The organism is Halomonas sp. GFAJ-1 (genome assembly GCF_000236625.2).
Taxonomy (GTDB): Bacteria; Pseudomonadota; Gammaproteobacteria; order Pseudomonadales; family Halomonadaceae; genus Vreelandella.
The window spans coordinates 141454-165778 of record NZ_AHBC01000002.1 but is presented as its reverse complement, the minus strand read 5'-3'; the positions used below and the strand labels follow the sequence as shown (position 1 = coordinate 165778).

Sequence of the window (24325 nt, the reverse complement as noted above, 5' to 3'; positions counted from 1 at the left end):
AACAGCAGGATAACGGTATAAAATACTTTAAGGGGAAAGCAACTGACAGCAGGGGCATAAATACAGCCGACGTGACCCAACCATCATTCGCTCAATAATGCTGCCGCAGCGGTGGCACGATAACCCTGCACGCTCAAAGGCGCTAAAACGCCACTGCCTGCGTGGCTCCTTCGCAGCAATTGCCTGCTCAACCCACGCGTCAAGGTTAGTAACTCCTGCCTGGCGGTATGCCCGATGAGTGATATCAATAATAGAGTCGGCTAGTAGCGAGAGCTGAACAGCCGTTAAATCCACAGGTCGCATTTTAGGGTGAAGCTTAGAAAAAAATAGAATTTCTGTTCGCAGGTAATTACCCAAGCCTGCCACCAGCCGCTGATCTAACAACAGCGCCCCCAAGCTTCTCCGCCGGAACTGGGGGTCATTTAAGCGCTTTTGTACATCACCTGATGTTACCTGCTGGCTCAACAGGTCAGGACCTAAACGCGCTAAAAATGGGTGTGAATCTAGCGCATTTTCATGCCATAGCGACACATCCGATGCGCTATAAAGGCTCGCCGCCCTGCCCTCTGCTGTTAAACGAACGCGAAGAGAGCGTTTGGTCGGGGGCGGCTTATCTTCTGAATGGAGCTTCCATACCCCATACAGCTGATTATGAGAGTACAGCACCCGCTGATCTGCAAAGCGAATCAGCATCGCCTTTCCCCAGGTATCCACTGCGTTTACTTGAATGCCGATTAACGAACTAGCCTGTTTAGCAAGCTCGGGGAATGCAAACCACACATCATCCAAGGTTTTACCACGCAGCTGCTTTTCAATTTTATCAGCAGCACGGCGAATTTCAGGACCTTCCGGCATTGTTTACCCCAGCGCCAGCTGCTTTTCTTTCATTTGATGAAGCTGATCACGTAGACGCGCCGCCTCTTCAAACTCGAGGTTCTGTGCTGCTTCAAACATGGCGTCCTCAAGCTTACTAATAGCGCCTAGCAGGTCTTGTTTGCTCATGGTGGTTACATCGTACTCGGCGGCATTTTCCGCCACTTTGCGCTCTGAACCACGGCGACGACTGCTCTTTTTACCGGGCGCTTGGGCAGCTTCAAGAATATCGGCTACCGATCGCGTGACCGTAGTGGGAGTAATGCCATGTTTTTCATTGTGCTCGACCTGTTTGGCGCGGCGCCGATCGGTCTCATCAATCGCTTTGCGCATTGAGTCAGTGATTCTGTCGCCATAGAGTATCGCTTTACCGTTGGCGTTACGGGCAGCGCGGCCAATGGTTTGAATCAGCGAGCGCTCGGCGCGTAAAAAGCCCTCTTTATCCGCATCCAGAATAGCCACCAGCGACACTTCGGGTATATCCAACCCTTCGCGAAGCAGGTTAATCCCTACTAATACATCAAATTTACCCAGCCGCAGGTCACGAATAATCTCAACCCGCTCCACCGTATCGATATCGGAGTGCAAATAGCGCACACGAATACCGTGCTCATCCAGGTATTCGGTTAGGTCTTCAGACATACGCTTGGTCAAGGTGGTCACAAGCACACGCTCGCCAACGGCGGTACGTAAGCCGATTTCAGAAAGCAGGTCGTCTACTTGGGTGCTTGCCGGGCGAACTTCTATCTCAGGGTCTAACAGCCCGGTTGGCCGCACCACCTGTTCAACTATCTGGCTGGCGTGCTCTGCTTCATATTTCCCCGGCGTGGCTGAGACAAAAATCGTCTGCGGGCTTATCGCTTCCCACTCCTCAAACTTCATCGGCCGGTTGTCCAGCGCTGAGGGGAGCCGGAAGCCATACTCGACTAGCGTCTCTTTGCGTGAACGGTCGCCCTTATACATACCGCCTACCTGGGGCACGCTAACGTGGGACTCATCTATAAACAGCAGTGCGTCATCGGGCAAGTAATCGAAGAAAGTCGGTGGCGGCTCACCTGGGGCACGCCCCGAGAGATAGCGCGAGTAGTTCTCAATGCCGTTGCAATAACCCAGCTCCAGCATCATCTCAATATCGTAAAGGGTGCGCTGCTCAAGACGTTGCGCTTCCACCAGCCGCTCGTGCTTGCGCATCCATTCCAGGCGTTCTTTGAGCTCGCCCTTGATGGCATCAATGGCCCCCAAAATAGTTTCCCGCGGCGTAACGTAGTGCGATTTTGGGTAGATGGTCATACGCGGCACCTCCCCACGGACAGCACCGGTCAACGGATCAAACAGGCGAATGGTGTCAATCTCGCTGTCAAATAGTTCAACCCGTACCGCCTCTTCATCTGAGTCTGCCGGGAAGATATCAATCACATCGCCGCGTACTCGGTAAGTACCCCGACGAAAATCCATATCGTTGCGGGTATATTGCAGCTCAGCTAGGCGGCGCAGAAAAGCCCGCTGATCAATCAGCTCACCACGGGAAAAATGCAGGCGCATTTTCAGGTACTGGTTGGGGTCACCCAGGCCATAGATAGCTGAAACCGATACGACGATTAACGCATCACGACGCTCCAGCAGGGCTTTAGTAGCTGACAGACGCATTTGTTCGATATGGTCATTAATCGAAGCATCTTTCTCGATAAACGTATCGGAAGAGGGAACGTATGCTTCCGGCTGATAGTAATCGTAATAAGAGACAAAATACTCAACCGCGTTGTCTGGGAAAAACGACTTAAATTCCCCGTAGAGCTGGGCAGCAAGTGTTTTATTAGGCGCCATGACGATGGTAGGCCGCTGCAGCTGCTGTACCACATTTGCCATGGTAAACGTCTTACCTGAACCGGTTACCCCCAGCAGGGTTTGATGGGCAAGTCCCGATTCCAGCCCGCTGATTAAACTACGGATTGCCGTTGGCTGATCACCGGCAGGCTTAAATTTTGACTGTAGCCTGAACTCCTTGCTCATCATTACTCCCGTTCTGAGGGTGAAACACTCAGTATGCAGCGTTACTCGGTGTGCGTCGTAATTTCTACTGTCGCCTGGGTCATCAGTCGCTGGATAGGGCAGCGATGGCTGATCTCTTCCAGCTTGGTGCGCTGCTCAGGGTCTTCAATCCCGTGCAGCATCAACGTGACGGCCAGGCTGTAGACACCTTTTCTTTCTTGGCTATCATCGCGCTGCACCTTCACGGTGATTCCCTCTAGAGGCCACTGCTTACGCTTCGCGTACATTTGCACGGTAATCGCTTTACAGGTACCCAGCGCGATATCGAAGTAATCATGGGGGTCGGGGGCACTACCATCACCACCAACGACCGGTGGCACATCCGAGTACAGCGCCTCCAAACCGTCGACCTCAACCCGTTGACGAAAAACGCGATTGCGCTCGCTAATAATAGTGATGGGCTTATGCATTACGATACCTTTACTCCTAGGTTAAGTTTTTCAACGGCTTTAATAAGCGTCTCCCGCTTAGCACGTCCTTCTACCTCAGCGCCATAACGGCCCACCTCAGCGCTATCGACGCCATCTAATATCATTAATGCAGTGGTGATTTTATTGACCTGTTCAGGGGTGGTTACGCCCTTAAACGTTAGTGATTGATAAGCCATCCGCCACCCTTTTGAAAAATGAATCTATGGTCAGGCGATTGCCGAAACCTATACAAATATGCTGCACAGTACCGGTGCAGTAAGAATGTCTAGTATGCCATAGCTGTCTTGCAATTGGCTCACGGCGCCCTCACCTAACTAAGTCGCGTTTCAGTTTCATTCTTAAAATACAGTTTGTATGCTCTACATACATTAGCACTCTGCATCCATTATGCGCTCTACACGAAACTATTGCCGCTTAGGCATAGCTAGCTAATAGCCAGATACTAGCAACCACCTGCAATCAGGAGTTTTTATGGCGGCCGCCACTTTCCAGACCCAGCTAAATCGCAATGTACGTCTTACCCACCTTGGCGCTCTGGATGTGATAGGTGCGGATGCAGAGAAATTTCTGCAGGGTCAGACCAGCGCCCAAGTCAGTTTAGCGAATGGCCACTTTGCACCGCTAACCTGCTTTTGCACCCCAAAAGGTAGAATGCTGGCTAATGCTCAGATACTACGCTTAAGTGAAGAGCACTTCCGCTTGATAATGAGCGCTTCGCTAGTCGACATACTGGCAACACACTTAAAAAAATTCGCCGCTTTTTACCGTACAGAGTTAGTCACCCAGCCTACGCTTACCTTTGTTGGCGCCAGCGCAGACGCCCTGCCGTTAGCCAAGGCAACGGGTATGACGCTACCTGACCTACCCGACACCCAGAACAGCAACGGCGAAACGCTTGTGCTGCGTATACCAGGCCAAGCACGCTGGCTATTTTGCCTCAAAGATAGTTCGCACCATGAACTGAGCGATGACGACCAATCGCGCAATGCGTGGCATCTTGAAGACATCCGCAATGGCATAGCATGGCTTACCGACGCACAGCAGGATCATTTCTTGCCACAGATGCTTAACTGGGAAGCCTTAGGAGGGATCAGCTTTAAAAAGGGCTGTTATACCGGCCAGGAAGTCGTCGCGCGGGCTCATTTTCGTGGCCAGGTAAAAAAACGCATGGTGCGCGCCTCAGTTCCCGCGACCACATTGCCTAGCACAGGTGATGCTTTGATAGATGCTGACGGTAAACGCGCTGGAGAAGTGGTGAGCAGCGCGTTCAGTGAAGAGCAGCACGTGGAGCTGTTAGCGGTTGTGAGCACTAAAGTTATCGAAGATACGCCTGCTATTTTTTGGCAAGATAAATCTGTAACGCTCTGTTCGCTACCTTATGCTCTTGAGCGCTTAGATCCTGAACAATTAGCCGTTAACGTGAATGCATAACAGCCTGATAATCACTTAAGCCTTAATAATTAACAAGCCCAAACAGTCGCGCTGCATTCGCGCTACTTAGTGCCGCGACCTCCTCCGCCGTTTGGTTGCGTAGCGATGCGACGGCTTTACAAACGCCTGCCACTCGACAAGGTTCATTACGTTGGCCCTGATACCCGCTAAGGGGCATATCAGGGCTATCCGTTTCCAGCACAAAGCCATCGTCTGGTAACTGACTAACCACGCGACGCAGTCGCTGGGCACGCTCAAAGGTAACGCTGCCCCCCAAGCCTAGCGTATAGCCAAGCTGCAAAAACCTATCAGCCTGTTGGTAAGACCCCGCAAATGCATGAATCAAACCACCCCTAGGCAACGCAAGCTCGCGCAACCGTTTGCTGACGGTGTCGTTCGCTTTGACACAGTGTACTACCACCGGCAGTGCATACTGTTTGGCGAGCCGCAACTGGGCATCAAAATAGCGCCACTGCTCATCTAAGGTATTTGTAAAACGCCCGTCGATGCCGCACTCACCGACAGCGACGAAATGCTTATTTTCCGCAATCTGTTGCTCCAGAGCATCAAGATCCTGCTCCTGGTGCTCGGCGATAAAATAGGGATGTAAGCCTAGACACAGGCTGACATCCGAGCGCTCCCCTAGCTTAAGCACATTGGGCCAGCGAGTTCGTGTGGTACCCGGCACCACAAAATGGCCCACACCCACCGCTTTGGCCGCATTGATAACATCGAGGCGATCATCATCAAACGCGGCAAAATCGAGGTGGCAGTGGGCATCTATCAACATAGGCAGTGAGCTTAATGCTCGCGAGTCGGCTGGAAGCGGATGTCGGGCCAACGCTCCTGGGTCATCTGCAAGTTAACCCGGGTTGGCGCAATGTAGGTAAGATACCCTCCCCCATCGATTGCCAAATTGGTACTGGCCTTGCGCTTGAACTCCTCCAGCATCTTGGCATCTTCACAATATACCCAGCGCGCCGTTTGCACGTTGACGCCTTCATACAGGCAGTCAACTTTGTACTCTTCCTTCAACCGGTGGGCGACCACGTCAAACTGGAGCGTACCTACCGCACCTAAAATTAAGTCATTATTGTCCATCGGCATAAATACTTGAGTAGCCCCCTCTTCTGAAAGCTGCTGAAGTCCCTTCTGCAGTGCCTTCATTTTCAATGGGTCTTTTAAGCGCACACGCTTAAACAGCTCCGGGGCAAAGTGAGGAATGCCGGTAAAGCGCATATCTTCACCCACCGTAAAGGTATCGCCGATCTGAATAGTGCCATGGTTGTGTAAACCAATAATATCGCCCGGCCACGCCTCTTCTACCTGCGAGCGATCCGAGGCCATAAAGGTCAACGCATCGGCAATTTTCACATCCTTACCAATACGCACATGGCGCATTTTCATGTTTTTTTCATACTTTCCCGAACATACGCGCAAGAAGGCAATGCGGTCTCGATGATTCGGGTCCATGTTGGCCTGAATTTTAAAGACAAAACCGGTAAAGCGCTCATCGTGAGCGGTCACTTCACGCGTATCGGTATTGCGGGGTTGGGGCGCCGGGGCATGCTCTACAAAGCCATCCAACATTTCGCGTACGCCAAAGTTCCCCATGGCAGTACCAAAATAAACGGGTGATAACTCGCCGCGGCGGTAAGCCTCAAGGTCAAACTCATGGGACGCACCGCGTACTAACTCAACCTCCATACGCAGTTCTTCTGCTTGCTCTTCACCCAACACAGCATCCACTTCAGGGTTATCTAACCCTTCAATACGCTTATCGTCAGGAATGCGACTACCCTGACCTTGGGTATACAGATGAACAACGTCGTTATAGAGGTGATACACCCCTTTGAAGTGCCGTCCCATGCCAATCGGCCAGGTCATCGGCGCACACTGAATGTTTAATACGGTTTCTACTTCATCCATCACCTCAATGGGGTCGCGGATATCACGATCCATCTTATTGATGAAAGTCAGGATAGGCGTAGTGCGCAGACGACACACCTCCATCAGCTTGATGGTGCGATCCTCAACCCCTTTTGCGCCATCAATCACCATTAACGCTGAATCGACCGCTGTCAGCGTGCGGTAAGTATCTTCGGAGAAGTCTTCATGCCCTGGCGTATCTAGCAGGTTTACAATACGCCCACCATAGGGGAACTGCATCACCGAGGTGGTTACCGAGATACCCCGCTCCTGCTCCATCTTCATCCAGTCAGAAGTAGCATGACGGTCATTGCGCTTACTCTTCACCGAGCCAGCCATCTGGATAGCGTTCCCAAACAGCAGCAGCTTTTCAGTGATAGTTGTTTTACCCGCGTCAGGGTGTGAAATGATAGCAAAGGTACGGCGCAGTTCAGCTTCGCGCGCTATGTTAGCGTCAGACATTAGGCTCTCTGAAAGATGGTGCAATATTCAATCCGGGGAAGCGCGTACAACAGCGGCGCTTGAGTGGGTATATGGTAACGCAACTAGGCCATAACGGCATACCACGAGGTGACGACCATGTATCTCAAGCAAAAACAATGCACAAAAAAACGCCGGATAACCGACGTTTGAAATGGTACATTCCAGAAAAGCGACTGCTTACGCGAGGCCTCTTTGACAGTTTTTTGATGGCTTTTTACGATAGCTTTTTGCAATAGCTCTTTGTGATAGCTCTTTGCAAAACATCTATGCGAATGTATTGACCTGAGTACCTAGGCTACCCTCTTGCGCAAGATCCGGCTCAGCACCCGCAGTTGATGATGCCAGAACCTCTGTTACTTGGTTAGCCTGATCCTCAAGTGCCTCTCTAAAAACTTGCATTTGAGCTTGCTCAGCGGTTTGCGCTTGGTTCATGTACAGAGCGGTGCTTACTGCATTGCTTGCGGCAACATCCATATTTCACCTCACATTTCAAAAAATACGCTTCAAGCGTAGCAAATCCGGGACCTTCACACCAAATTTCTCATCACCTAGGTTCAGACATCTCATCAGATAGGTCGCTTTCTAGGGCAGCTTTAATACCCTCTGCCGTGCTAATTAAAAACGGTCTGCGCGGAACGGCGCCATATCGATAGCCGTTGGCTTATTTTCCATCATATCGGCAAGCAACTGTCCTGTGGCTGGCCCCAACGTAAACCCTTGGTGGCCATGGCCAAATGCCAACCACAGCCCTGGGTGACGCGGTGCTGGGCCAATCACCGGCTTCATATCCGGCAAGCATGGGCGTGCGCCTTTCCAAGCAGCTGCGTCGCACCGCTCGCCAAGCGGAAAAACGGTGCGAGCCACTTTTTCGGCGGCACCCAACTGCTGCTCATGAGCCGGCGACTCAAGTCGATCAAGCTCTGCGCCTGTCGTCAGCCTCACGCCCGCGTTCATAGGCGCCAGCAAATAGCCCACCTCTGCGTCCATCAGCCAGTAATTAAGCTTAGCATTGGTTTGCGTTGCATAGTGCATGTGGTAACCACGCTTAACAAAGGTCGGGAAGTGGTAACCCAATTTTTTCATCCACTCACCTGCCCACGGCCCAAGCGCCACGACAACCTCATCGGCTTCTAACGTTTCAGCAGCAGTATCGACTTTCCAACCCTCTCCTTCTTGCTGGAAACCATTAATATCGGTTTGCAAGATTCGTCCGCCTTGCTCAACAAACGAAGCAGCGTATGCAGCTACTAGCCCACCCGGATCGGCAACTGTCCATGGATCGAGCCAATGAATAGCCCCGATAATATCACTGCTTAAATCCGGCTCTTTCGCAGTCAGAGCAGCACGATCTAACACCGCAAACTGCACGTTATATAGCGCTCGCGCCTCTTCTGCCTCTTTCACACGTTTGGCAAGCTTTTCAGGCGTACGATAAATTTCCAACCACCCTTCACGGCGAACTAAATGATCCGCGCCAGCGGCTTCAATCATTGGCCCATGGGTCTCTAAGCAGAGCTCAATCAATGAAGCCCACTCAGGAATAATTTTCTTATAAAGCCGCGAAGATGAGTGGTGCCAGTAGCTAAGCAAAGGTGATGCTGCATTAAACATGCCCGCCGGGCGATAACGAATATCCACACGGTTATTCGGCAATACGCTGAGAATAGTCTTCATGTCCCGAGGAAAGGGGTAAGGCCTAACTGCTTCCCGCTGAATAATGCCCGCATTACCAAAGGAGGTTTCACGGCCAGGCTGGCTGCGATCGACGAGTGTCACCTGGTGACCACGCTGCTGTAAGTGCCATGCAATGCTGACGCCTACCATTCCTGCCCCTAACACCACCGATTGACGCGCCATTTTGATGCACTCCTTTCTTAACAATGATTGCGCATATAAGCCCAGGTAGCTGCGCAAGTAACTTGTTGAAAAATATCACTATCTGACAAGCTTTAACACAGTCATAAAAACTGTTTTTTAGTGTATTTTTAGATATTCATGTCGCAAAAAACACAAATACGGATGACTTCACTAAACGCGGCACAACAATTGCTTAATATCTATCAGCACCACGGTTACCCATCTATCAGTGTGCGTAACGAAAAGGTCTATCAGGGCTTGATGAAGCGGGCCTGACAGCTAGTAGCACCATAGCAGTGCTGAATACGCACCAATACTGCACAAGGGTTTGCCAATGTCTTACGGTTTTGACACTACGTTAATCGATACGCTTTGGGTGTTGTGGGCAGCCGCATTAGTTTTCGTTATGCAAGCGGGGTTTTTGTGCCTTGAAGCTGGCACAACACGAACTAAAAATGCCATCAACGTCGCCATGAAAAACTTAGCGGACTTTGCCATCGCCGTCAGTGTGTTTTGGCTTGCTGGTTTTGGGATGATGTTTGGAGCCTCCCACTCAGGCTGGATTGGCACATCATTGTTTGGCTGGGATCTTGAATCGGCAAACAGCTGGCTGATAACGGTCTTTATTTTTCAAGCCATGTTTTGTGCCACGGCAGCGACTATCGTGGCGGGGGCTGTGGCTGAGCGAATGACATTTATCGGCTACCTATGGACGGCCTTTTGGATCGCTCTGCTTATCTATCCCATATTTGGCCACTGGGCATGGGGCGGCCTACTAGGCGGATCACCTGGATGGCTAGCAGCACTAGGCTTCGTCGATTTCGCAGGTGCAACAGTAGTTCACAGTGTCGGTGGGTGGGTGGCGCTAGCCGCCGTATTAGTTATTGGCCCAAGGCATGGGCGCTTCCAGCCTGATAAACCGCCCGCCACGTTTCCTGCAGGAAATCTGCCGCTCGCGATGCTTGGTGCCCTGTTCATGATTTTAGGCTGGTTTGGCTTTAATGGAGGAAGCACTTTAACGCTTAGCAGTGCAGTACCCGGCATTCTCGCCAATACCCTACTGGGTGCTGTAGGCGGAGTCTTATCAGCCATGCTAGTGGGCTGGCGCATACGACGCTATGCCGATGTGATGTACGCGATTAACGGCGCAATAGCAGGGCTAGTGGCAGTAACTGCAGGGGCACACGTCCTTTCACTATCAGCCGCATTTTTACTTGGCAGTGTCAGCGGCGTTCTTATGGTTCTTTCGAGCGAGTGGCTGCTAAAGCGCCGCATTGACGATGCAGTGGGCGCAATACCTGCCCACCTAGTGGCGGGCGTTTGGGGAACATTAGCACTTCCCTGGTTTGCCGATATGAGTACTTTAGGCACCGCGCTAAGCCGAACAGACCAATTTGGAATCCAATTGATCGGCGTGATGGTTTGTGGTGCATAGAGCTTTGGCATCGCCTGGCTGCTCTTCAGCGTAACACAGCGCTTTTTACCCCTGCGTGTCTCTGAAGACGCTGAAAAAATGGGTCTTAACTTGGCAGAGCATGGCGCAAAAAATGAGCTTCACCAGCTCCTTGAGCATATGCGACAACACGAGCGGCAGGGTGATATGCACCAACGCATAGACGCCGACCCATTTACTGAAGTAGGCGAGATTGCCGCTGGCTACAACCGGGTTTCCGCCGCCCTTGAGCGCGCCGTAGGCCATACGCAAGTGATGCTCCGCAAATTACGCGATGGTGTGATCACATGGCAGTCTGACGGCACTCTAACCGGCCTAAACCCCGGCGCAGAAGCTTTATTTGGGGTAAACGCTCAACAGCTAGTTGGCCAACCCGTCAGCAAACTATTTCCCAATAACACCCTCCACCCCGGCGCACGTCATGAAGTTAAACTACGCACAAAAGAGCAGCAGGTGCGCTACTTAGAGATTCAGGTAAGCGAAGGCGCCATTGGCTCGGCCTCGGAGTGTTCAGGCATGGTGCGAGATATCACCGAACGCAAACAGCTTCAGGAACAACTGAATCGAGAAAGGGACCTTGCTCGCATAACACTGGCATCCATCGGCGACGGAGTGATTACCTGTGACGTAAGCGGCAACATCACCTTTATGAATACAGAAGCACAACGGCTCACCGGCTGGACATTGGAGGATGCCATTAATCAGCCGATACAAATAGTTTATCAATTATATGATGACGTTAACGAGCAGCTGATTAACAACCCTGCCCGCCAGGTGCTCACCCAGCACGAAGCCGTTCAATACAGCGAACACTGCCAATTATTACACCGATACAGCAAGCGCCACCCAATCCAACACAGTGCAGCACCGATTCGCTCTCGGCGGGGCATCACATTAGGCGCCGTGGTTGTTTTCCAAGACGTAAGCTTGACACAAAAACTCTCTGAACAGCTTAACTACCAAGCAACTCACGATAATCTAACCGGATTAGTCAACCGCCGTGCATTTGAAACCGTGTTAACCAAGCTGCTCGAACACCCAGAGCACTCGCATGTTCTCTGTTACTTAGATCTAGACCAGTTCAAGATTGTTAATGACACCTGCGGCCACCTAGCGGGCGACGAACTGTTAAGGCAAGTAGCGGTAAAACTAAAAACCCACGTGCGCAACAGTGACACGGTTGCTCGCCTTGGCGGTGATGAGTTTGCGCTTATTCTTCCAGACTGCCCATTAGACAAAGCCGCACATATTTGTGAAGCAGTGCGTACTGACATCGAATGCTATAGGTTTGTTTGGCAAAACCACACGTTTGGCATTGGCGTTAGCATTGGCCTGGTGCCGATCACACCTGCACACCCTATGCACTTATCAGATGCCCTTCATGCCGCTGATGCCGCCTGCCACATCGCCAAAGAAGCCGGAAGAAACCGCATTCATAGCCATCAACCCAGTGACCGCCATTTATTAGAGCGCCATGGCGAGCTGCAATGGATTCAACGGTTACAAAACGCTCTTGATAATGACACCTTCCGACTTTTTGCTCAGCCAGTCAGCGCCGTTTGTGGGACAAAACCTGGCTACCAAGAAATACTGTTACGTCTCGAGGAAAACGGCATACTTATTTCGCCCGGCAGTTTTCTACCTGCCGCCGAACGTTACCACTTTATGACACGGATTGATCGCTGGGTAATTCGCAATACGCTTGCATGGCTAACGGATCGACACCGCGGCTCAGATGATAACGAAATCGGCTACTGGGGCATTAACTTGTCTGGAGAATCACTTTCAGATAGTGCTTTTTGCCATGAACTGATTCAACAAGTACGTAAAGCGGGCCTACCAGCAGGAAGCTTATGCTTTGAAATTACCGAGAGCACTGCCATTGCGCAGCTTTCAAAAGTCAGCGAATTAATCCAATCGCTAAAAGCGCTCGGTTGCAAGTTCGCATTAGACGATTTTGGTACAGGGCTTTCTTCGTTTAGCTATCTTAAGCAACTACCCGTGAATTATATAAAAATTGATGGCAGCTTTATACGCAACATTCACCACGACCCCATTGACAAGGCTATGGTACAAGCAATTCACGCGGTGGGAAAAGCATTAGAAATCGATACTATTGCCGAGCATGTCGAAACTCAGGAAACACTGGACACGCTAAGATCATTAGGAATTGAGTACGCACAAGGTTATCTGCTGGGCAGGCCAGAGGCTATTACAGAAACAACTGACAATAGCATAAGGGTAATGCCAAGATAGAATGACGCTGGGGGATAAGGCGACAATGCAAAACAAAGGTAATTAAGCTAAGGGATTAAGATCTATAGGGAAGGTTGGCTCAAAAAGAATTCAGCCATTTATGAAAGAGTTGCAAATGTGTTGATAGGTTAATGGGGTGGATGATGGGGATCGAACCCACGACCACCGGAGCCACAATCCGGGGCTCTACCACTGAGCTACATCCACCACAACCTAAAACTGAGTAGTACGTTACATCAATGGGGTGGATGATGGGGATTGAACCCACGACCACCGGAGTCACAATCCGGGGCTCTACCACTGAGCTACATCCACCATAGATGAAGTACTTTAAGGACTACTTTTGATCACTGCTCACGTACACCATTTTTTAATCTAGATCTAATTACCTTGTTAAAAGTAATTATCTATATCATTAATGGCGCGCCCAGCAGGACTTGAACCCGCAACCTACGGCTTAGAAGGCCGTTGCTCTATCCGGTTGAGCTATAGGCGCACATGAAGCATTCTATCTAGCTGAATACTGATGAGCACTTGACCACAACCAAAGTCTGGAAAAGCAAGCTGCCGTCTTCCGCGCTAGGCATGTGGTCGGGATGGAGGGATTCGAACCCCCGACATCCTGCTCCCAAAGCAGGCGCGCTACCAGACTGCGCTACATCCCGATTTCTTACCTTAGACGCTGCTGCGTATCTCGTCTCAAGCGAGGCATATATTACTACTTCTAATTTTAAAGTCAACACCTAAAGTGATTGATTCGATAGATGCTTTGCCTTCCCGCCCTAGCATGCGAAAATTGCTCCTTAATAGAAAGCGCGTTGCTGCACGTATTTAGCAGTCTGCTTTGCTCTTCAACCTCGCATAGGGATCTCATTACATGGTCGCCCAACTCATCGATGGCAAAGCCATCGCCGCTAATGTCCGTCACGCCGTTGCCGAAAAAGTCAGCGCACGCCAGCAAGCCGGCGCTCGAGTACCCGGACTAGCCGTTGTAGTGGTCGGAGAAGACCCAGCGTCTCACGTGTACGTCAGCAACAAGCACCGTGCCTGCGAGCAAGCGGGCATTCTCTCTTTTCAACACGCCCTGCCCGCCAACACCACGCAGGAAACGCTGGAAACCCTAGTCGATCAGCTAAACGATGACCCTGCGGTTGATGGCATTCTGGTTCAACTACCTCTGCCAGACCATATGGATGCACGACCCATTTTAGAGCGCATCCGTCCTGATAAGGATGTTGATGGCTTTCACCCTTACAACATTGGCCGCTTAGCCCAGCGAATGCCGTCGCTGCGGCCCTGTACGCCTAAAGGCATTATGACCATGCTGGCGCAAAGCGGGATTGCGGTGCGTGGCTTAGATGCCACCGTTGTAGGCGCCTCTAACATTGTAGGCCGCCCAATGGCACTAGAGCTTATGCTCGCGGGCTGCACCACGACGGTTTGCCATCGTTTTACTCAGAACCTGCAAACGCATGTTAGTCGTGCTGACCTATTGGTGGTTGCTGTTGGCAAGCCTGGCATCGTTAATAGCGAATGGATTAAGCCTGGCGCTATTGTTATCGATGTAGGTATTAACCGACAAGAAGATGGCTCACTGATGGGAGATGTCGACTTTACCATCGCCGCTGAACGCGCCAGCTTTATCACACCGGTGCCCGGCGGCGTAGGGCCAATGACGGTTGCTACCCTGCTTGAAAACACCCTAGAAGCCGCTGAGCGCCACGACAAAGCTCTATAAGGGCTTAAAGAAACGCCGCCTTAAGACGATACTGAGCAACCAAGGAGCACCTTAACGTGCGACGGATTGGAATTATTGGCGCCATGGCGCAAGAAGTTAACCTTTTAGCCAGCCAGCTTGAAAATGCTGCGCGTTATGAACACGCCGGTTTTGTATTCTATACCGGTACGCGCTATGGGTTAGAGGTGGTGGTGTTGCAGTCAGGCATCGGTAAGGTCAACGCAGCCGTAGGCACCGCTATCCTGCTTGAGCGTCATCAGCCTGACGCTGTTATTAACACCGGCTCGGCAGGCGGCTTCGCTACCGATCTAAATATCGGCGATGTCATCATCTCTGATGAAGTTCGTCACCATGATGTGGACGCCGTCGTGTTCGGCTATGAATTAGGACAAGTTCCAGGCATGCCCGCCGCTTATCAGGCTGATAAGCAGTTACGCGATCTAGCACGTGGCGCCATTGCAGCGCTGGGGGAAGTAAACGTTCGTGAAGGGTTAATCGCCACAGGGGACGCCTTTATGGCCGATCCGGAACGCGTAGCCACAACGCGCGCTCAGTTCCCTACGATGCTGGCGGTTGAAATGGAAGGTGCCGCGATTGCACAAACCTGCCATCTCTACGGATGCCCGTTTGTGGTTATCCGCGCGCTGTCGGACATACCTGGCAGCGGCGACAACCATCTCTCTTTTGAACAGTTCTTAGATATCGCCGCAGACCACTCGTCCCGCATGGTTGATCAAATGCTTATAACGCTCGGCAACACCTAGTCGACAACGCAAAACACAACATAAAACGGAGCCCAATGGCTCCGTTTTATGTTGCTAGCTAGCGCTAGATAGAGGGCTACATCTGCTCGATAGCGCGCTTTGCCAGGCGCCGCTTTTAGGCGTCTTTAAGTGCCCACGGCAAGGTTTCACCTGCCATAAGCGGAATGATGTCCTGCCCTGCGGCGTAGGGGAAGCGTTCAGGCAAACGCCATTCACGGCGTTCCAGCGTGATGGTGTCAGTATTGGGGGAAAGTCCGTAAAAACGCGGACCATTTAAGCTGGCAAAGGCTTCAAGCTTATCCAGCGCCTGCATCTCTTCAAACGCGACTGCATACAGTTCAATCGCGGCAGGCGCCGTATACGCACCTGCACAACCACAGCTCGACTCCTTATCACCTTGGGCATGGGGAGCACTATCGGTACCCAGGAAAAACTTAGCGCTTCCACTGGTCGCAGCTTTTAGTAACGCCAGACGATGCTGTTCGCGTTTTAAAATCGGCAAGCAGTAGTAATGGGGGCGAATGCCACCCGCCAGCATCTTGTTACGGTTAAATAGCAAATGGTGAGCAGTAATGGTAGCTGCAATATTGCCGGGCGCAGCGGCAACAAACTCCGCAGCCTGCTGGGTCGTAATGTGCTCAAAAACCACTTTAAGGCTAGGATGCCTCGCTAGCAGGGGCTTCATTACCCGCTCTATAAACGCTGCTTCACGGTCGAAAATATCGATATCACTATCGGTGACTTCACCATGAACCAATAATGGCATACCCAACTTGGCCATCATCGCAATTGCCTCATCGCAGTGGGCAATATCGGTAACGCCAGAGGCCGAATTAGTCGTTGCCCCCGCTGGATAGAGCTTAACGGCTTTCACTACACAACTTTCAACCGCTTTTTCAATTTCACTGACAGGCGTTGTATCGGTTAAGTAGAGCGTCATTAGCGGCTCAAAGCGACTCCCAGGGGGTAGCGCTGCCAAGATGCGCTCGCGGTAAGCAATGGCCTGCTCGGTGGTGGTCACGGGGGGCTTGAGGTTTGGCATGATAATCGCTCGACCCATTTGGGCGGCGGTATGGCCTACCACGGCGTTTAGCGCCTCATCATCACGTAAATGAAGGTGCCAATCATCAGGGCGGGTTAACGTAATAGCGTCCACGGCAAGTCCTGTGCTTATCTGGTTGTAGAGTAATCGGGCAGAGCATTAGAGAGTGCACAGTATACCCAATACTGCGGGGTATAAATCTACCGTTGTGCCCCACAGCCCTCATCAAGTGTCGTATCATGGCGGCACTTTGTAGGATCAAGGATCTCGTTGTTTATGCAGAACGTGCGTCGCTATGCAGACATTATCGCCAGCATTGAAGGGTTAATGTGGCTTGGGCTTGCCTGGTCGATCTCTATTTCAATGTACAAAGGCAGTACCGAACCCACTGTGGCAATGCTGTTTGTGGTTGGCGCCTTGGTACTTATTAGCTGGGCTCACCGCCCCATGCGCTATTTATTGGGGCGCTACCATATCCGTAAGCGGCGAACAGATATGTGGATTCATACCCTTGCATTGCCACTACTGTTGGCAATGTTTTTCCACATTATGCTTGAAGCCATCGTAGGTAGCGCCTGGCTTCCACCCAAAATGCTGCTGTTTAACTTTTTAGCTTCAGCCGGGTGGATGACCTTTGTCATGACCCTATTTATCAAATTTGTCATTCATAGTGTTAAAATATCAGGTAGATAATCTCGTTATGCCCACCGCCCTTCCCCTGCCACTGTCAACGCCAAACCGCAATCTGGTTCGATTGACCATTGTCCGAGGCATTACATGGACAGGCTTTTTACTGGCGATTATTGTCGGCATCGAATTCTTAGCGTTTGATTTACCCGTTACAGCAGTGGTCGGCGTGGTCATTGCTATGGGCGTGCTTAATATTGCGACTTGGTGGCGTCTTGGCAGGCCCCGGGCGGTAAAACATATTGAATACCTTTCCCACTTATTAGCCGATGTGGCCGGTTTAACACTGCTATTTTATTTTTCCGGTGGCTCTACCAACCCGTTTATTACCTATTACCTAGTGCCAGTGACCATTGCAGCCGCCACGCTACCCTGGCGGCATGCCTGGACAGTGGCCGCCTGCTCTATGGCGGGTTATACGTTTTTGATGTTTTACTATCACCCTATTCCGCAGCTAGGCCACATCAATAGCGATGGCCCACTCAGCCTTCACGTGCTGGGCATGTGGCTCAACTTTGGCTTATCGGCGGGGCTGGTCACTTTTTTTATTTATAAAATGGCGCATGCGCTTCGCAACCGGGATAAAGCCTTGTCGCTCACTCGGGAATCTGCTCTGCGCAACGAGCAGGTATTAGCAGTGGCTACCCAAGCCGCAGGCACTGCACACGAACTAGGCACCCCACTCTCCACCATGGCGGTGCTTCTTAAAGAGATGCAAGATGAAGCACTTAGGGACAGCGTGCTTCAGCAAGACATTGCGCTGTTGCGCCAGCAGGTCGATGTGTGCAAGTCGCGTTTGCAGCACTTAGTTACCAATGCGGATCGGCGGCGTATGGCTGAACCTGAAGTGCTTGATGCAGAAGTGTGGTTGGCAGGCGTAGTGCAGCGCTGGCTGGTTATCAGGCCCGATGTTAGCCACCACTTCGATGTTAACGAGAAGCGTGGCCGCCCTTGGCTTGCCGTGGATGCTACCCTTGACCAAGCACTCACTAACTTATTAAACAATGCCGCCGATGCAAATCCAGAGCAGATTGCCATTCGGTTAGATTGGCAGGAAGAGAGCGTCATTATCGATATACGCGATCATGGCCCCGGGATTGCTATGTCCATCGCTGACCAGCTTGGCGATACCTTCGTCTCTACAAAAAGCAAAGGGATGGGAATTGGCTTGTTTTTAACCCATGCCACGATTAACCGCTTTGGCGGCGGCGTTAGACTGTACAATCACCCTGAAGGTGGCACGTTAACGGAAGTAACGCTTCCACGCTGCTCCGCCCCAGATAGGTAATAGCGGCATGGCAGCCGCAGCAACACCGAGGACATCATGCAGACGCACGAGCAACGCCTTCTAATTATTGATGACGATGAAATGTTTTGCCATGTATTGAGCCGAGCGCTCAGCCGACGTGGCTACGAGGTAATGGTTGCCCACGATGCCGACCAAGCACTAACGGTAGCGGCGCAATTTGTGCCAACCATGGCAACATTGGATCTTAAACTCGAACACAGCTCGGGCCTTAAACTACTACCTGAGCTGCTCATCACCGTGCCCCATTGCCGCATTGTGGTGCTTACCGGCTATTCGAGCATTGCCACCGCAGTAGAAGCAATCAAGCTAGGCGCAGTGAACTACTTGTGTAAACCCGCTGACGCGGACGACGTTATTCATGCGTTTGAACAGCAGGAAGGCGACCCCAACATCGAGCTTGCCGATAACCCGCCCTCTATCAATCGCATTACCTGGGAACATATCCAAAAAGTGCTTCAAGAGCACGATGGCAATATTTCAGCGACTGCCCGCGCGCTGGGCATGCACCGGCGAACCTTACAACGCAAGTTACAAAAACGCCCAGTTCGCCGTTAACTCACGTTAAAGTTCAGTCAATAAACATCTATGCATCAGCAAATTCCCCTGTTACCACCCTCTTATAAACGCTTCAGCATAAGTGGCGCGCCCTAACAGGGGAAATAATCGCGTTAGTGGGCTGTCCAGCCTAGGTCAATATTCCAGCTTGAACCGGTTACCGCACCAGCAGCGTCAGAAGCGAGATACGCTACCATCTGTGCCACTTCGATTGGTTCGATTAAACGCTTAACCGCGGCATTTTTTAGCATGATGTTTTCAATCACCTCTTGCTCGCCCATACCGTGCAGCTTGGCTTGATCGGCGATTTGGTTATCCACCAGCGGTGTTCTCACATAGGCAGGGCAAATAGCGTTGGCAGTAATCCCCTGCTCGCCGCCTTCCAGCGCAGCCGTTTTGGTCAACCCCATCATGCCATGCTTAGCACTTACGTACGCAGACTTGCCGGGCGAGGCGACTTGGGCATGAATCGAGGCAATATTAATAATTCGCCCCCAGCCTTTTTCACGCATTGATGGCCAAGCCGCTTGAGTGAGGATGAAAGGCGCCGTGAGCATTAGATCAATAATTTGACGCCACTTCTCTTCAGGAAAGGTTTCAATCGACGCAACGTGCTGAATACCCGCATTATTCACCAAAATATCCACGCCACCAAAGCGCTTTACCGCATCCGCGATAGCAGCACGACACGCATCAGGATCAGTTAGGTCAGCCTGGTAAAACGCCGCGCCAGCCGCATCGGCCACTTCCTTGCCTTTTGGATTGAAATCCACGGCGAGAACCTGATGGCCCAGCTCACAAAAATGTTTCACAACAGCGGCACCAATGCCTGTGGTGGTACCGGTTACCACAGCAACGCGGGGGGTTGCGGCTACTGGAGAACTCATTAGCATTTCCTTTTGGGTTAAATTAGATGTTGAAAAGCAGGTCTTGAAAAACGCGACATAAAAATAGTCAATTTAACGCTCGGCACTCGTCGACACTCTCGTGTCACACTAGGCCATTTACAAGAAATCAGAGAGGAACATCAAAAGCCGGAACACGTTGATGATATCGGGGTTATTCATAACGACAACCGAAGCGTCTAGATGTAACGGTTACGAGTATAGAAGCCCATTAGGCTGTCTGCATACTCTGCCCTTCTGGCACTTAGCTCTGAGCCATTAAGCGCGACATCATTTGCTGCGCTAACCGAGCGGCATCCTGCATACTTTCGAGATCGCTTAAATCCTCTAAGACACTGCGCTTGTAGATTTCATAGCCAGTAGGCAACCGCTCCAGGTCTAACAAGTAACGCCCTGAAGGTAAGTCAAGCAACAGCGTCTCAGGTAGCGGCGACGTCAGCATGGACTGCTCGGGCACCGCCATCAGCCAAAGCTCACAAGGTGTCATCAAGGCTCCCACCATCAGCGAAGCCCCATGAACTGTCTCGTTGAGGTGTTCAAAGCATAAAGCGTCTACGCCTAACCGAGGGTTATAGTGGCTATGTTCTTTGATAGAGCGCAGGTGCGCATCTCGATACGCCAGCGCCAGTGCCGCTAGGTGCTGATACTCCTGGTGAGCCAACCGTTGCATCACTTCTCCTTGAACAAATGGCACCGATAACGCGCCTCAATGATGGACGTAGTTTGGTGCTATTGGCGAAAGCGTCTCAGCTACGCCACAATGGCCGTAATTTTTTACTGAAAGCCTACTATTTTAAAGGAGCGTTACCCATGTTTGTGGTTATTTTTGGTCGCATGTCTTGCCCTTTTTGCGTCCGCGCAAAGCAGTTAGCTGACCACCTGGAAAGCACAGGAAAAATTGAAGGCTATCGCTATGTAGATATGCCTACAGAGGGTGTTACCAAAGAAGATATTGCAAAAACTGCGGGCAAACCAATTCACACAGTTCCGCAAATATTTGTCGACCAACAGCACATTGGCGGTTTTACGGAATTCGACCACTATGTGCGCAATAAACAGCTACTCGCCTCTTAAACTTGGCGTTAAAAATGCCGTTAATACCCGTTGAACCCAATGTACCCTTGCTTGCCTATACTGAATGCCCAAGAACTTAACCCATACGGGTCAACTATAGGCGGCGAGGTTACCCCATGCAGCGAGAGGAGTTTATTCAACAGCTGTGGCTTGACTATATTCATACCCATCCCGATTTAGGGGCACTTAGGCTGTGGCCGTTAAACACCCCAGCTGAATACCTGACGCTGGTAACTCTCAACCACGGGCCTTTTGCTGCGAACATACTGGCGGGCAAGCTAGCGCATATGGGGTACCGTTCAGTAGGTCATTACGCCATGGCAGATAAAGGGATGCTCATTCACCTTCTCGCCCCTAATGACAATGGTAGTTGGCTATTATTGGCAGAACTGCAGTTAGGCACACTTTGCAAAGCGCCCAGGGAAGCACTCACTGGCCTAGTAGCAAAAAGCCATCCCGAAGATTGCAAAGGCCATAACTTGTTTTGTCGTGGGCGTCCCTGGCCAATGCCGTCCTGGACACTGTATCAACAGCTTCAAGCTGCCCACCCACTTGCAGCATGGCTAGCGGTCATGGGCCCACGACTTCATCATGCAGGCTTTGATTGCATAGCTCTGGGTAATCCACTTGAAGCACTCGATGCCCAACTCGCAACGGCTGGCATGCCAAGTATCGAAAGTCAGCAAAATGGCGTATTCCCCGTCTCATCAATGCTGCAACATCGCTTTTATCCCGCTATGCCTCAGAAAATTGCGTTTGACAACGGCGATGAACACCGGCTTAGTCTTGGCGGCCTCGCCTTAATTCAAAAGCATCTGGACGATGACCACGAGCGAATTGCTGAGATATTGCTGCCTTTTCATACTCGCTGTGAAATGGCGTGAGCCCGACAAGCGTGCCCACGCCAATTTAATCAGCCAACGTAAGCAAAATTACTCATCAAAGGTCATTTCAGGAACGTTATCTGGAACAATGAGCTTTCCAGCGGTTTTCTCAATGATCTCTTCAACGCTTACACCCGGCGCACGCTCTTTCAAAATGAATGCACCGTCTTTAATTTCAAGATAGGCGAGATCTGTCAGAACGCGATTGATACAACCTGCACCGGTTAATGGCAGCGTACACTTCTCCAGCAGTTTAGATTCGCCATGTTTAGACGCATGGGTCATTGTACAGATAATATTTTCGGCGCCTGCGACCAAATCCATAGCGCCACCCATGCCTTTGATCAATTTACCAGGCACCATCCAAGAGGCAATGTTGCCTTCCTGGTCGACTTCAAAGGCGCCAAGCACCGTTAAATCGACATGACCACCGCGGATCATGGCAAACGATTCAGCCGAAGAAAAAATTGCCGCACCGGGTCTAGCGGTTACCGTCTGCTTACCGGCATTAATCATATCCGAGTCTACTTCTTCCTCCGTCGGAAAGCGTCCCATGCCCAGCAAGCCATTTTCAGACTGCAGCATGACATCAATACCTTCAGGTACGTAGTTGGCAACCAGAGTGGGAATGCCGATACCTAAATTAACGTAGAAGCCATCTTCAAGCTCGCGAGCAACGCGTTGGGCCATCTGTTCACGTGTTAAAGCCATGGTACTTACCTCGTAGTGAATAACGTGAGAGTCATCGAGTTGAGTAATTGCATTAAGCTATGTCGCAATTAAAAAGCGTGTCGCGATTAACTGCGCACCGTACGCTTCTCAATACGCTTCTCGAAAGAGCCTTGAATAATGCGATCCACATAAATACCCGGCGTGTGGATTTGGCTTGGCTCCAGCTCACCCGGCTCAACAATTTCCTCAACTTCCACTACGGTGATTTTTCCGGCAGTCGCAGCCATTGGGTTGAAGTTCTGCGCAGTATGGCGATACATCACGTTGCCATATCGGTCGGCTTTCCACCCTTTTACAATTGCGAAGTCTCCCGTGATCGCCTCTTCTAAAATGTAGTGACGACCGTTGAACTCGCGTACCTCTTTACCGTCACCAATCGGCGTACCGTAACCTGTCGCGGTATAGAAAGCGGGAATACCGGCACCGCCTGCACGCATTTTTTCTGCCAGGGTACCTTGGGGCGTAAGTACTACATCGATTTCATTATTGAGCATCTGCTGCTCAAACATTGCGTTCTCACCCACATAAGAGGCAAAAATCTTACTGATCTGGCGATCTTCAAGCAGCAGACCCAGGCCAAAGCCATCAACCCCACAGTTGTTGGACACAACAGAAAGGTCTTTAACCCCCCGGCGCTTAATCTCAGCAATCAGGTTTTCGGGGATGCCACACAGGCCGAAGCCACCTGCAATCACCGTCATCCCATCTTTGATACCTTCCATTGCTTCCTCGTAGGAAGACACTCGCTTATCGAATCCTGCCATTGTTATGCCTCTCATTATTGTCGGTGGTGCGTTGAGCAGATCCTAACGATGCTGCTTACGGGATAGTGCCAGTGTTGTACTTGATGATATATTTGTTAAGTTTGTTTTTCTTATCAATTTATTTTAAAAACTTATAAAAGAGTCTACATGACTGCCAAACAACTGCGCGCCTTTCTCGCGGTCGCCCAAACCCTGAGCTTTACCCATGCATGTGAGCGCCTGCACCTTTCACAACCAGCATTGAGCCTCGCTATCAAAGGGTTAGAGGATTCGCTTGGCGGTAAATTACTCATCCGAAGCACCCGTAGCGTGCGGCTGACCCCTGAAGGAGAGTCGTTACTCCCCCTTGCTAAACACCTGCTAGCGCAGTGGGATAACACCGAGGAGCGCTTGCGCCAGCGATTTACACTTCAATTGGGCCGTTTGAGTGTTGCCGCCATGCCATCTTTTGCCTGCAACTTACTGCCCGGCGCGCTGGTTAAATTTCGTCAACAATACCCCAAAATCAACATCACCGTTCACGATGTGATTAACGAAGAGGTGATCGACATGGTGCGCTCCCGCCAAGTCGAAATAGGCATAGCTTTCTCACCAGAGGGAACAGGCAGCCTAACGTTTACACCCCTATTTGAAGATGAGTTTGTGGCGGTGGTGCCGCCGACATTTCCCTTACACGCTAGCAGCCTTTCATGGGCAACGCTTTTACAGGATGACTTCATCACCCTTCAGCGCCCGTCGATGGTTCGTCGCTTGCTGGAACTAGAACTGGGCAAACGTAAAATTGATTTACCCGTAGCGTTTGAAAGCCACCAACTCTCAACGGTAGGTAGAATGGTAGCCGAAGGCTTGGGGGTTAGTGCCGTCCCCTCTATGTGCATTAGACAGATGCAGGCGCTAGGCGCCCGCTGCGTTCCTTTAAATAGCCCAAGCATTGCTTGCCGGGTAGGTATAATCACCCAGCAGGAGTTATCAGTCGCCGCTTACGCTTTGCGTAATGTGCTTGTCGAAAGTGTAAAAGCACCTTGCCTAGCTGAAACGTTTTAAAGCACGCTGCTAGCATTAGCACGTCCCATAAAAACACCCTAACCGTGCAATAGTGAACAGCTAAG

The 24325-nt window shown here is 51.1% G+C and carries 24 protein-coding genes and 4 tRNA genes; 11 read left to right on the top strand and 17 right to left on the bottom strand.

The features are described from left to right. Nucleotides 1-27 precede the first annotated feature (27 nt). Genes nei through MOY_RS01030 form a run of 4 tightly spaced genes read right to left on the bottom strand, consistent with a single transcriptional unit; the run spans nt 28 to nt 3529 of the window. Nucleotides 28-855, bottom strand: coding sequence for an endonuclease VIII (gene nei, locus MOY_RS01045; RefSeq protein ID WP_009095533.1), 828 nt, complete (start codon nt 853-855; stop codon nt 28-30). Nucleotides 856-858: 3 nt separating this feature from the next. Then, nucleotides 859-2883: an excinuclease ABC subunit UvrB gene (gene uvrB, locus MOY_RS01040; RefSeq protein WP_009095531.1), complete on the bottom strand. Its 2025-nt coding sequence runs from the start codon at nt 2881-2883 to the stop codon at nt 859-861. A 41-nt stretch (nt 2884-2924) separates the two neighbouring features. Then, on the bottom strand, nt 2925-3332 hold the full coding sequence (locus MOY_RS01035; protein WP_009095529.1) for an OsmC family protein: 408 nt from the start codon (nt 3330-3332) through the stop codon (nt 2925-2927). Further along, nucleotides 3332-3529 carry a hypothetical protein gene (locus MOY_RS01030; RefSeq protein WP_009095527.1) on the bottom strand — a complete coding sequence of 66 codons (198 nt, stop codon included), beginning with the start codon at nt 3527-3529 and terminating at the stop codon, nt 3332-3334. The genes MOY_RS01035 and MOY_RS01030 overlap by 1 nt, the downstream gene beginning before the upstream one ends. A 295-nt stretch (nt 3530-3824) precedes the next feature. Here MOY_RS01030 and ygfZ point away from each other — a divergent pair, with 295 nt between their 5' ends. Continuing rightward, on the top strand, nt 3825-4784 hold the full coding sequence (gene ygfZ, locus MOY_RS01025; protein WP_009095524.1) for a CAF17-like 4Fe-4S cluster assembly/insertion protein YgfZ: 960 nt from the start codon (nt 3825-3827) through the stop codon (nt 4782-4784). Nucleotides 4785-4806: 22 nt separating this feature from the next. Here the strand turns inward: ygfZ and MOY_RS01020 are convergent, their stop codons facing one another. From MOY_RS01020 to MOY_RS01000, 4 genes are all read right to left on the bottom strand, one after another. Further along, on the bottom strand, nt 4807-5574 hold the full coding sequence (locus MOY_RS01020) for a TatD family hydrolase (protein ID WP_009095522.1): 768 nt from the start codon (nt 5572-5574) through the stop codon (nt 4807-4809). Between the two features lie 11 nt (nt 5575-5585). After that, complete coding sequence (locus MOY_RS01015; RefSeq protein WP_009095520.1) at nt 5586-7175, bottom strand: peptide chain release factor 3; 1590 nt, start codon at nt 7173-7175, stop codon at nt 5586-5588. 285 nt (nt 7176-7460) lie between these two features. Next, on the bottom strand, nt 7461-7670 hold the full coding sequence (locus tag MOY_RS01005) for a hypothetical protein (RefSeq protein WP_009095518.1): 210 nt from the start codon (nt 7668-7670) through the stop codon (nt 7461-7463). A gap of 141 nt (nt 7671-7811) precedes the next feature. Further along, nucleotides 7812-9053 carry an NAD(P)/FAD-dependent oxidoreductase gene (locus MOY_RS01000; protein ID WP_009095517.1) on the bottom strand — a complete coding sequence of 414 codons (1242 nt, stop codon included), beginning with the start codon at nt 9051-9053 and terminating at the stop codon, nt 7812-7814. Nucleotides 9054-9387: 334 nt separating this feature from the next. Between MOY_RS01000 and MOY_RS17465 the strand changes: the two genes are divergently transcribed. Both MOY_RS17465 and MOY_RS17460 read left to right on the top strand, forming a co-directional pair. Beyond that, nucleotides 9388-10488, top strand: coding sequence for an ammonium transporter (locus MOY_RS17465; RefSeq protein WP_009095516.1), 1101 nt, complete (start codon nt 9388-9390; stop codon nt 10486-10488). Nucleotides 10489-10653: 165 nt separating this feature from the next. Then, the gene (locus MOY_RS17460; RefSeq protein WP_235803661.1) at nt 10654-12762 is read left to right on the top strand and encodes an EAL domain-containing protein; all 2109 of its coding nucleotides are present in this window, start codon (nt 10654-10656) and stop codon (nt 12760-12762) included. A gap of 132 nt (nt 12763-12894) precedes the next feature. Here MOY_RS17460 and MOY_RS00990 read toward each other — a convergent pair. From MOY_RS00990 to MOY_RS00975, 4 genes are all read right to left on the bottom strand, one after another. Further along, a tRNA-His gene (locus MOY_RS00990) sits at nt 12895-12969 on the bottom strand. 33 nt (nt 12970-13002) lie between these two features. Beyond that, nucleotides 13003-13077 (bottom strand) — tRNA-His (locus MOY_RS00985). A 104-nt stretch (nt 13078-13181) separates the two neighbouring features. After that, a tRNA-Arg gene (locus tag MOY_RS00980) sits at nt 13182-13258 on the bottom strand. Between the two features lie 92 nt (nt 13259-13350). Next, nucleotides 13351-13427: transfer RNA gene (locus tag MOY_RS00975), tRNA-Pro, on the bottom strand. Nucleotides 13428-13639: 212 nt separating this feature from the next. Between MOY_RS00975 and folD the strand changes: the two genes are divergently transcribed. Both folD and mtnN read left to right on the top strand, forming a co-directional pair. After that, nucleotides 13640-14500 carry a bifunctional methylenetetrahydrofolate dehydrogenase/methenyltetrahydrofolate cyclohydrolase FolD gene (gene folD, locus MOY_RS00970; protein ID WP_009095514.1) on the top strand — a complete coding sequence of 287 codons (861 nt, stop codon included), beginning with the start codon at nt 13640-13642 and terminating at the stop codon, nt 14498-14500. Nucleotides 14501-14556: 56 nt separating this feature from the next. Continuing rightward, nucleotides 14557-15264: a 5'-methylthioadenosine/S-adenosylhomocysteine nucleosidase gene (gene mtnN / locus MOY_RS00965; RefSeq protein WP_009095513.1), complete on the top strand. Its 708-nt coding sequence runs from the start codon at nt 14557-14559 to the stop codon at nt 15262-15264. A gap of 115 nt (nt 15265-15379) precedes the next feature. Here mtnN and pyrC read toward each other — a convergent pair whose 3' ends face one another. After that, nucleotides 15380-16420, bottom strand: a complete 1041-nt coding sequence (pyrC, locus tag MOY_RS00960; protein ID WP_009095512.1) for a dihydroorotase — start codon at nt 16418-16420, stop codon at nt 15380-15382. A 162-nt stretch (nt 16421-16582) separates the two neighbouring features. Between pyrC and MOY_RS00955 the strand changes: the two genes are divergently transcribed. The 3 genes from MOY_RS00955 to MOY_RS00945 are packed head-to-tail and all read left to right on the top strand — an operon-like array spanning nt 16583 to nt 18857. Then, nucleotides 16583-16999 (top strand): hypothetical protein, encoded by a 417-nt coding sequence (locus MOY_RS00955; RefSeq protein ID WP_009095511.1) that lies wholly within the window; start codon nt 16583-16585, stop codon nt 16997-16999. Nucleotides 17000-17006: 7 nt separating this feature from the next. Then, a complete protein-coding gene (locus tag MOY_RS00950; RefSeq protein ID WP_009095510.1) occupies nt 17007-18281 on the top strand; it encodes an ATP-binding protein in 1275 nt (424 codons plus the stop codon). A 36-nt stretch (nt 18282-18317) separates the two neighbouring features. Beyond that, a complete protein-coding gene (locus MOY_RS00945; RefSeq protein ID WP_009095509.1) occupies nt 18318-18857 on the top strand; it encodes a response regulator transcription factor in 540 nt (179 codons plus the stop codon). 113 nt (nt 18858-18970) lie between these two features. Here the strand turns inward: MOY_RS00945 and MOY_RS00940 are convergent, their stop codons facing one another. Both MOY_RS00940 and hybE read right to left on the bottom strand, forming a co-directional pair. Continuing rightward, the gene (locus MOY_RS00940) at nt 18971-19744 is read right to left on the bottom strand and encodes a 3-hydroxybutyrate dehydrogenase (RefSeq protein ID WP_009095507.1); all 774 of its coding nucleotides are present in this window, start codon (nt 19742-19744) and stop codon (nt 18971-18973) included. A 262-nt stretch (nt 19745-20006) separates the two neighbouring features. Next, complete coding sequence (gene hybE, locus MOY_RS00935) at nt 20007-20432, bottom strand: [NiFe]-hydrogenase assembly chaperone HybE (protein ID WP_009095505.1); 426 nt, start codon at nt 20430-20432, stop codon at nt 20007-20009. A 140-nt stretch (nt 20433-20572) separates the two neighbouring features. On the opposite strand from hybE, the gene MOY_RS00930 reads away from it, so the two are divergent. Together MOY_RS00930 and MOY_RS00925 are read left to right on the top strand one after the other, a co-directional pair. Then, nucleotides 20573-20836 (top strand): GrxA family glutaredoxin, encoded by a 264-nt coding sequence (locus MOY_RS00930; protein ID WP_035539697.1) that lies wholly within the window; start codon nt 20573-20575, stop codon nt 20834-20836. Nucleotides 20837-20952: 116 nt separating this feature from the next. Further along, a complete protein-coding gene (locus MOY_RS00925) occupies nt 20953-21720 on the top strand; it encodes a DUF1338 family protein (RefSeq protein ID WP_009095501.1) in 768 nt (255 codons plus the stop codon). A gap of 48 nt (nt 21721-21768) precedes the next feature. Here MOY_RS00925 and MOY_RS00920 read toward each other — a convergent pair whose 3' ends face one another. Both MOY_RS00920 and MOY_RS00915 read right to left on the bottom strand, forming a co-directional pair. After that, complete coding sequence (locus MOY_RS00920) at nt 21769-22431, bottom strand: CoA transferase subunit B (RefSeq protein ID WP_009095498.1); 663 nt, start codon at nt 22429-22431, stop codon at nt 21769-21771. Nucleotides 22432-22517: 86 nt separating this feature from the next. Beyond that, complete coding sequence (locus MOY_RS00915; protein WP_009095496.1) at nt 22518-23216, bottom strand: CoA transferase subunit A; 699 nt, start codon at nt 23214-23216, stop codon at nt 22518-22520. A gap of 147 nt (nt 23217-23363) precedes the next feature. Here MOY_RS00915 and MOY_RS00910 point away from each other — a divergent pair, with 147 nt between their 5' ends. Beyond that, a complete protein-coding gene (locus MOY_RS00910) occupies nt 23364-24260 on the top strand; it encodes a LysR family transcriptional regulator (RefSeq protein ID WP_009095494.1) in 897 nt (298 codons plus the stop codon). Nucleotides 24261-24325 lie beyond the last annotated feature (65 nt).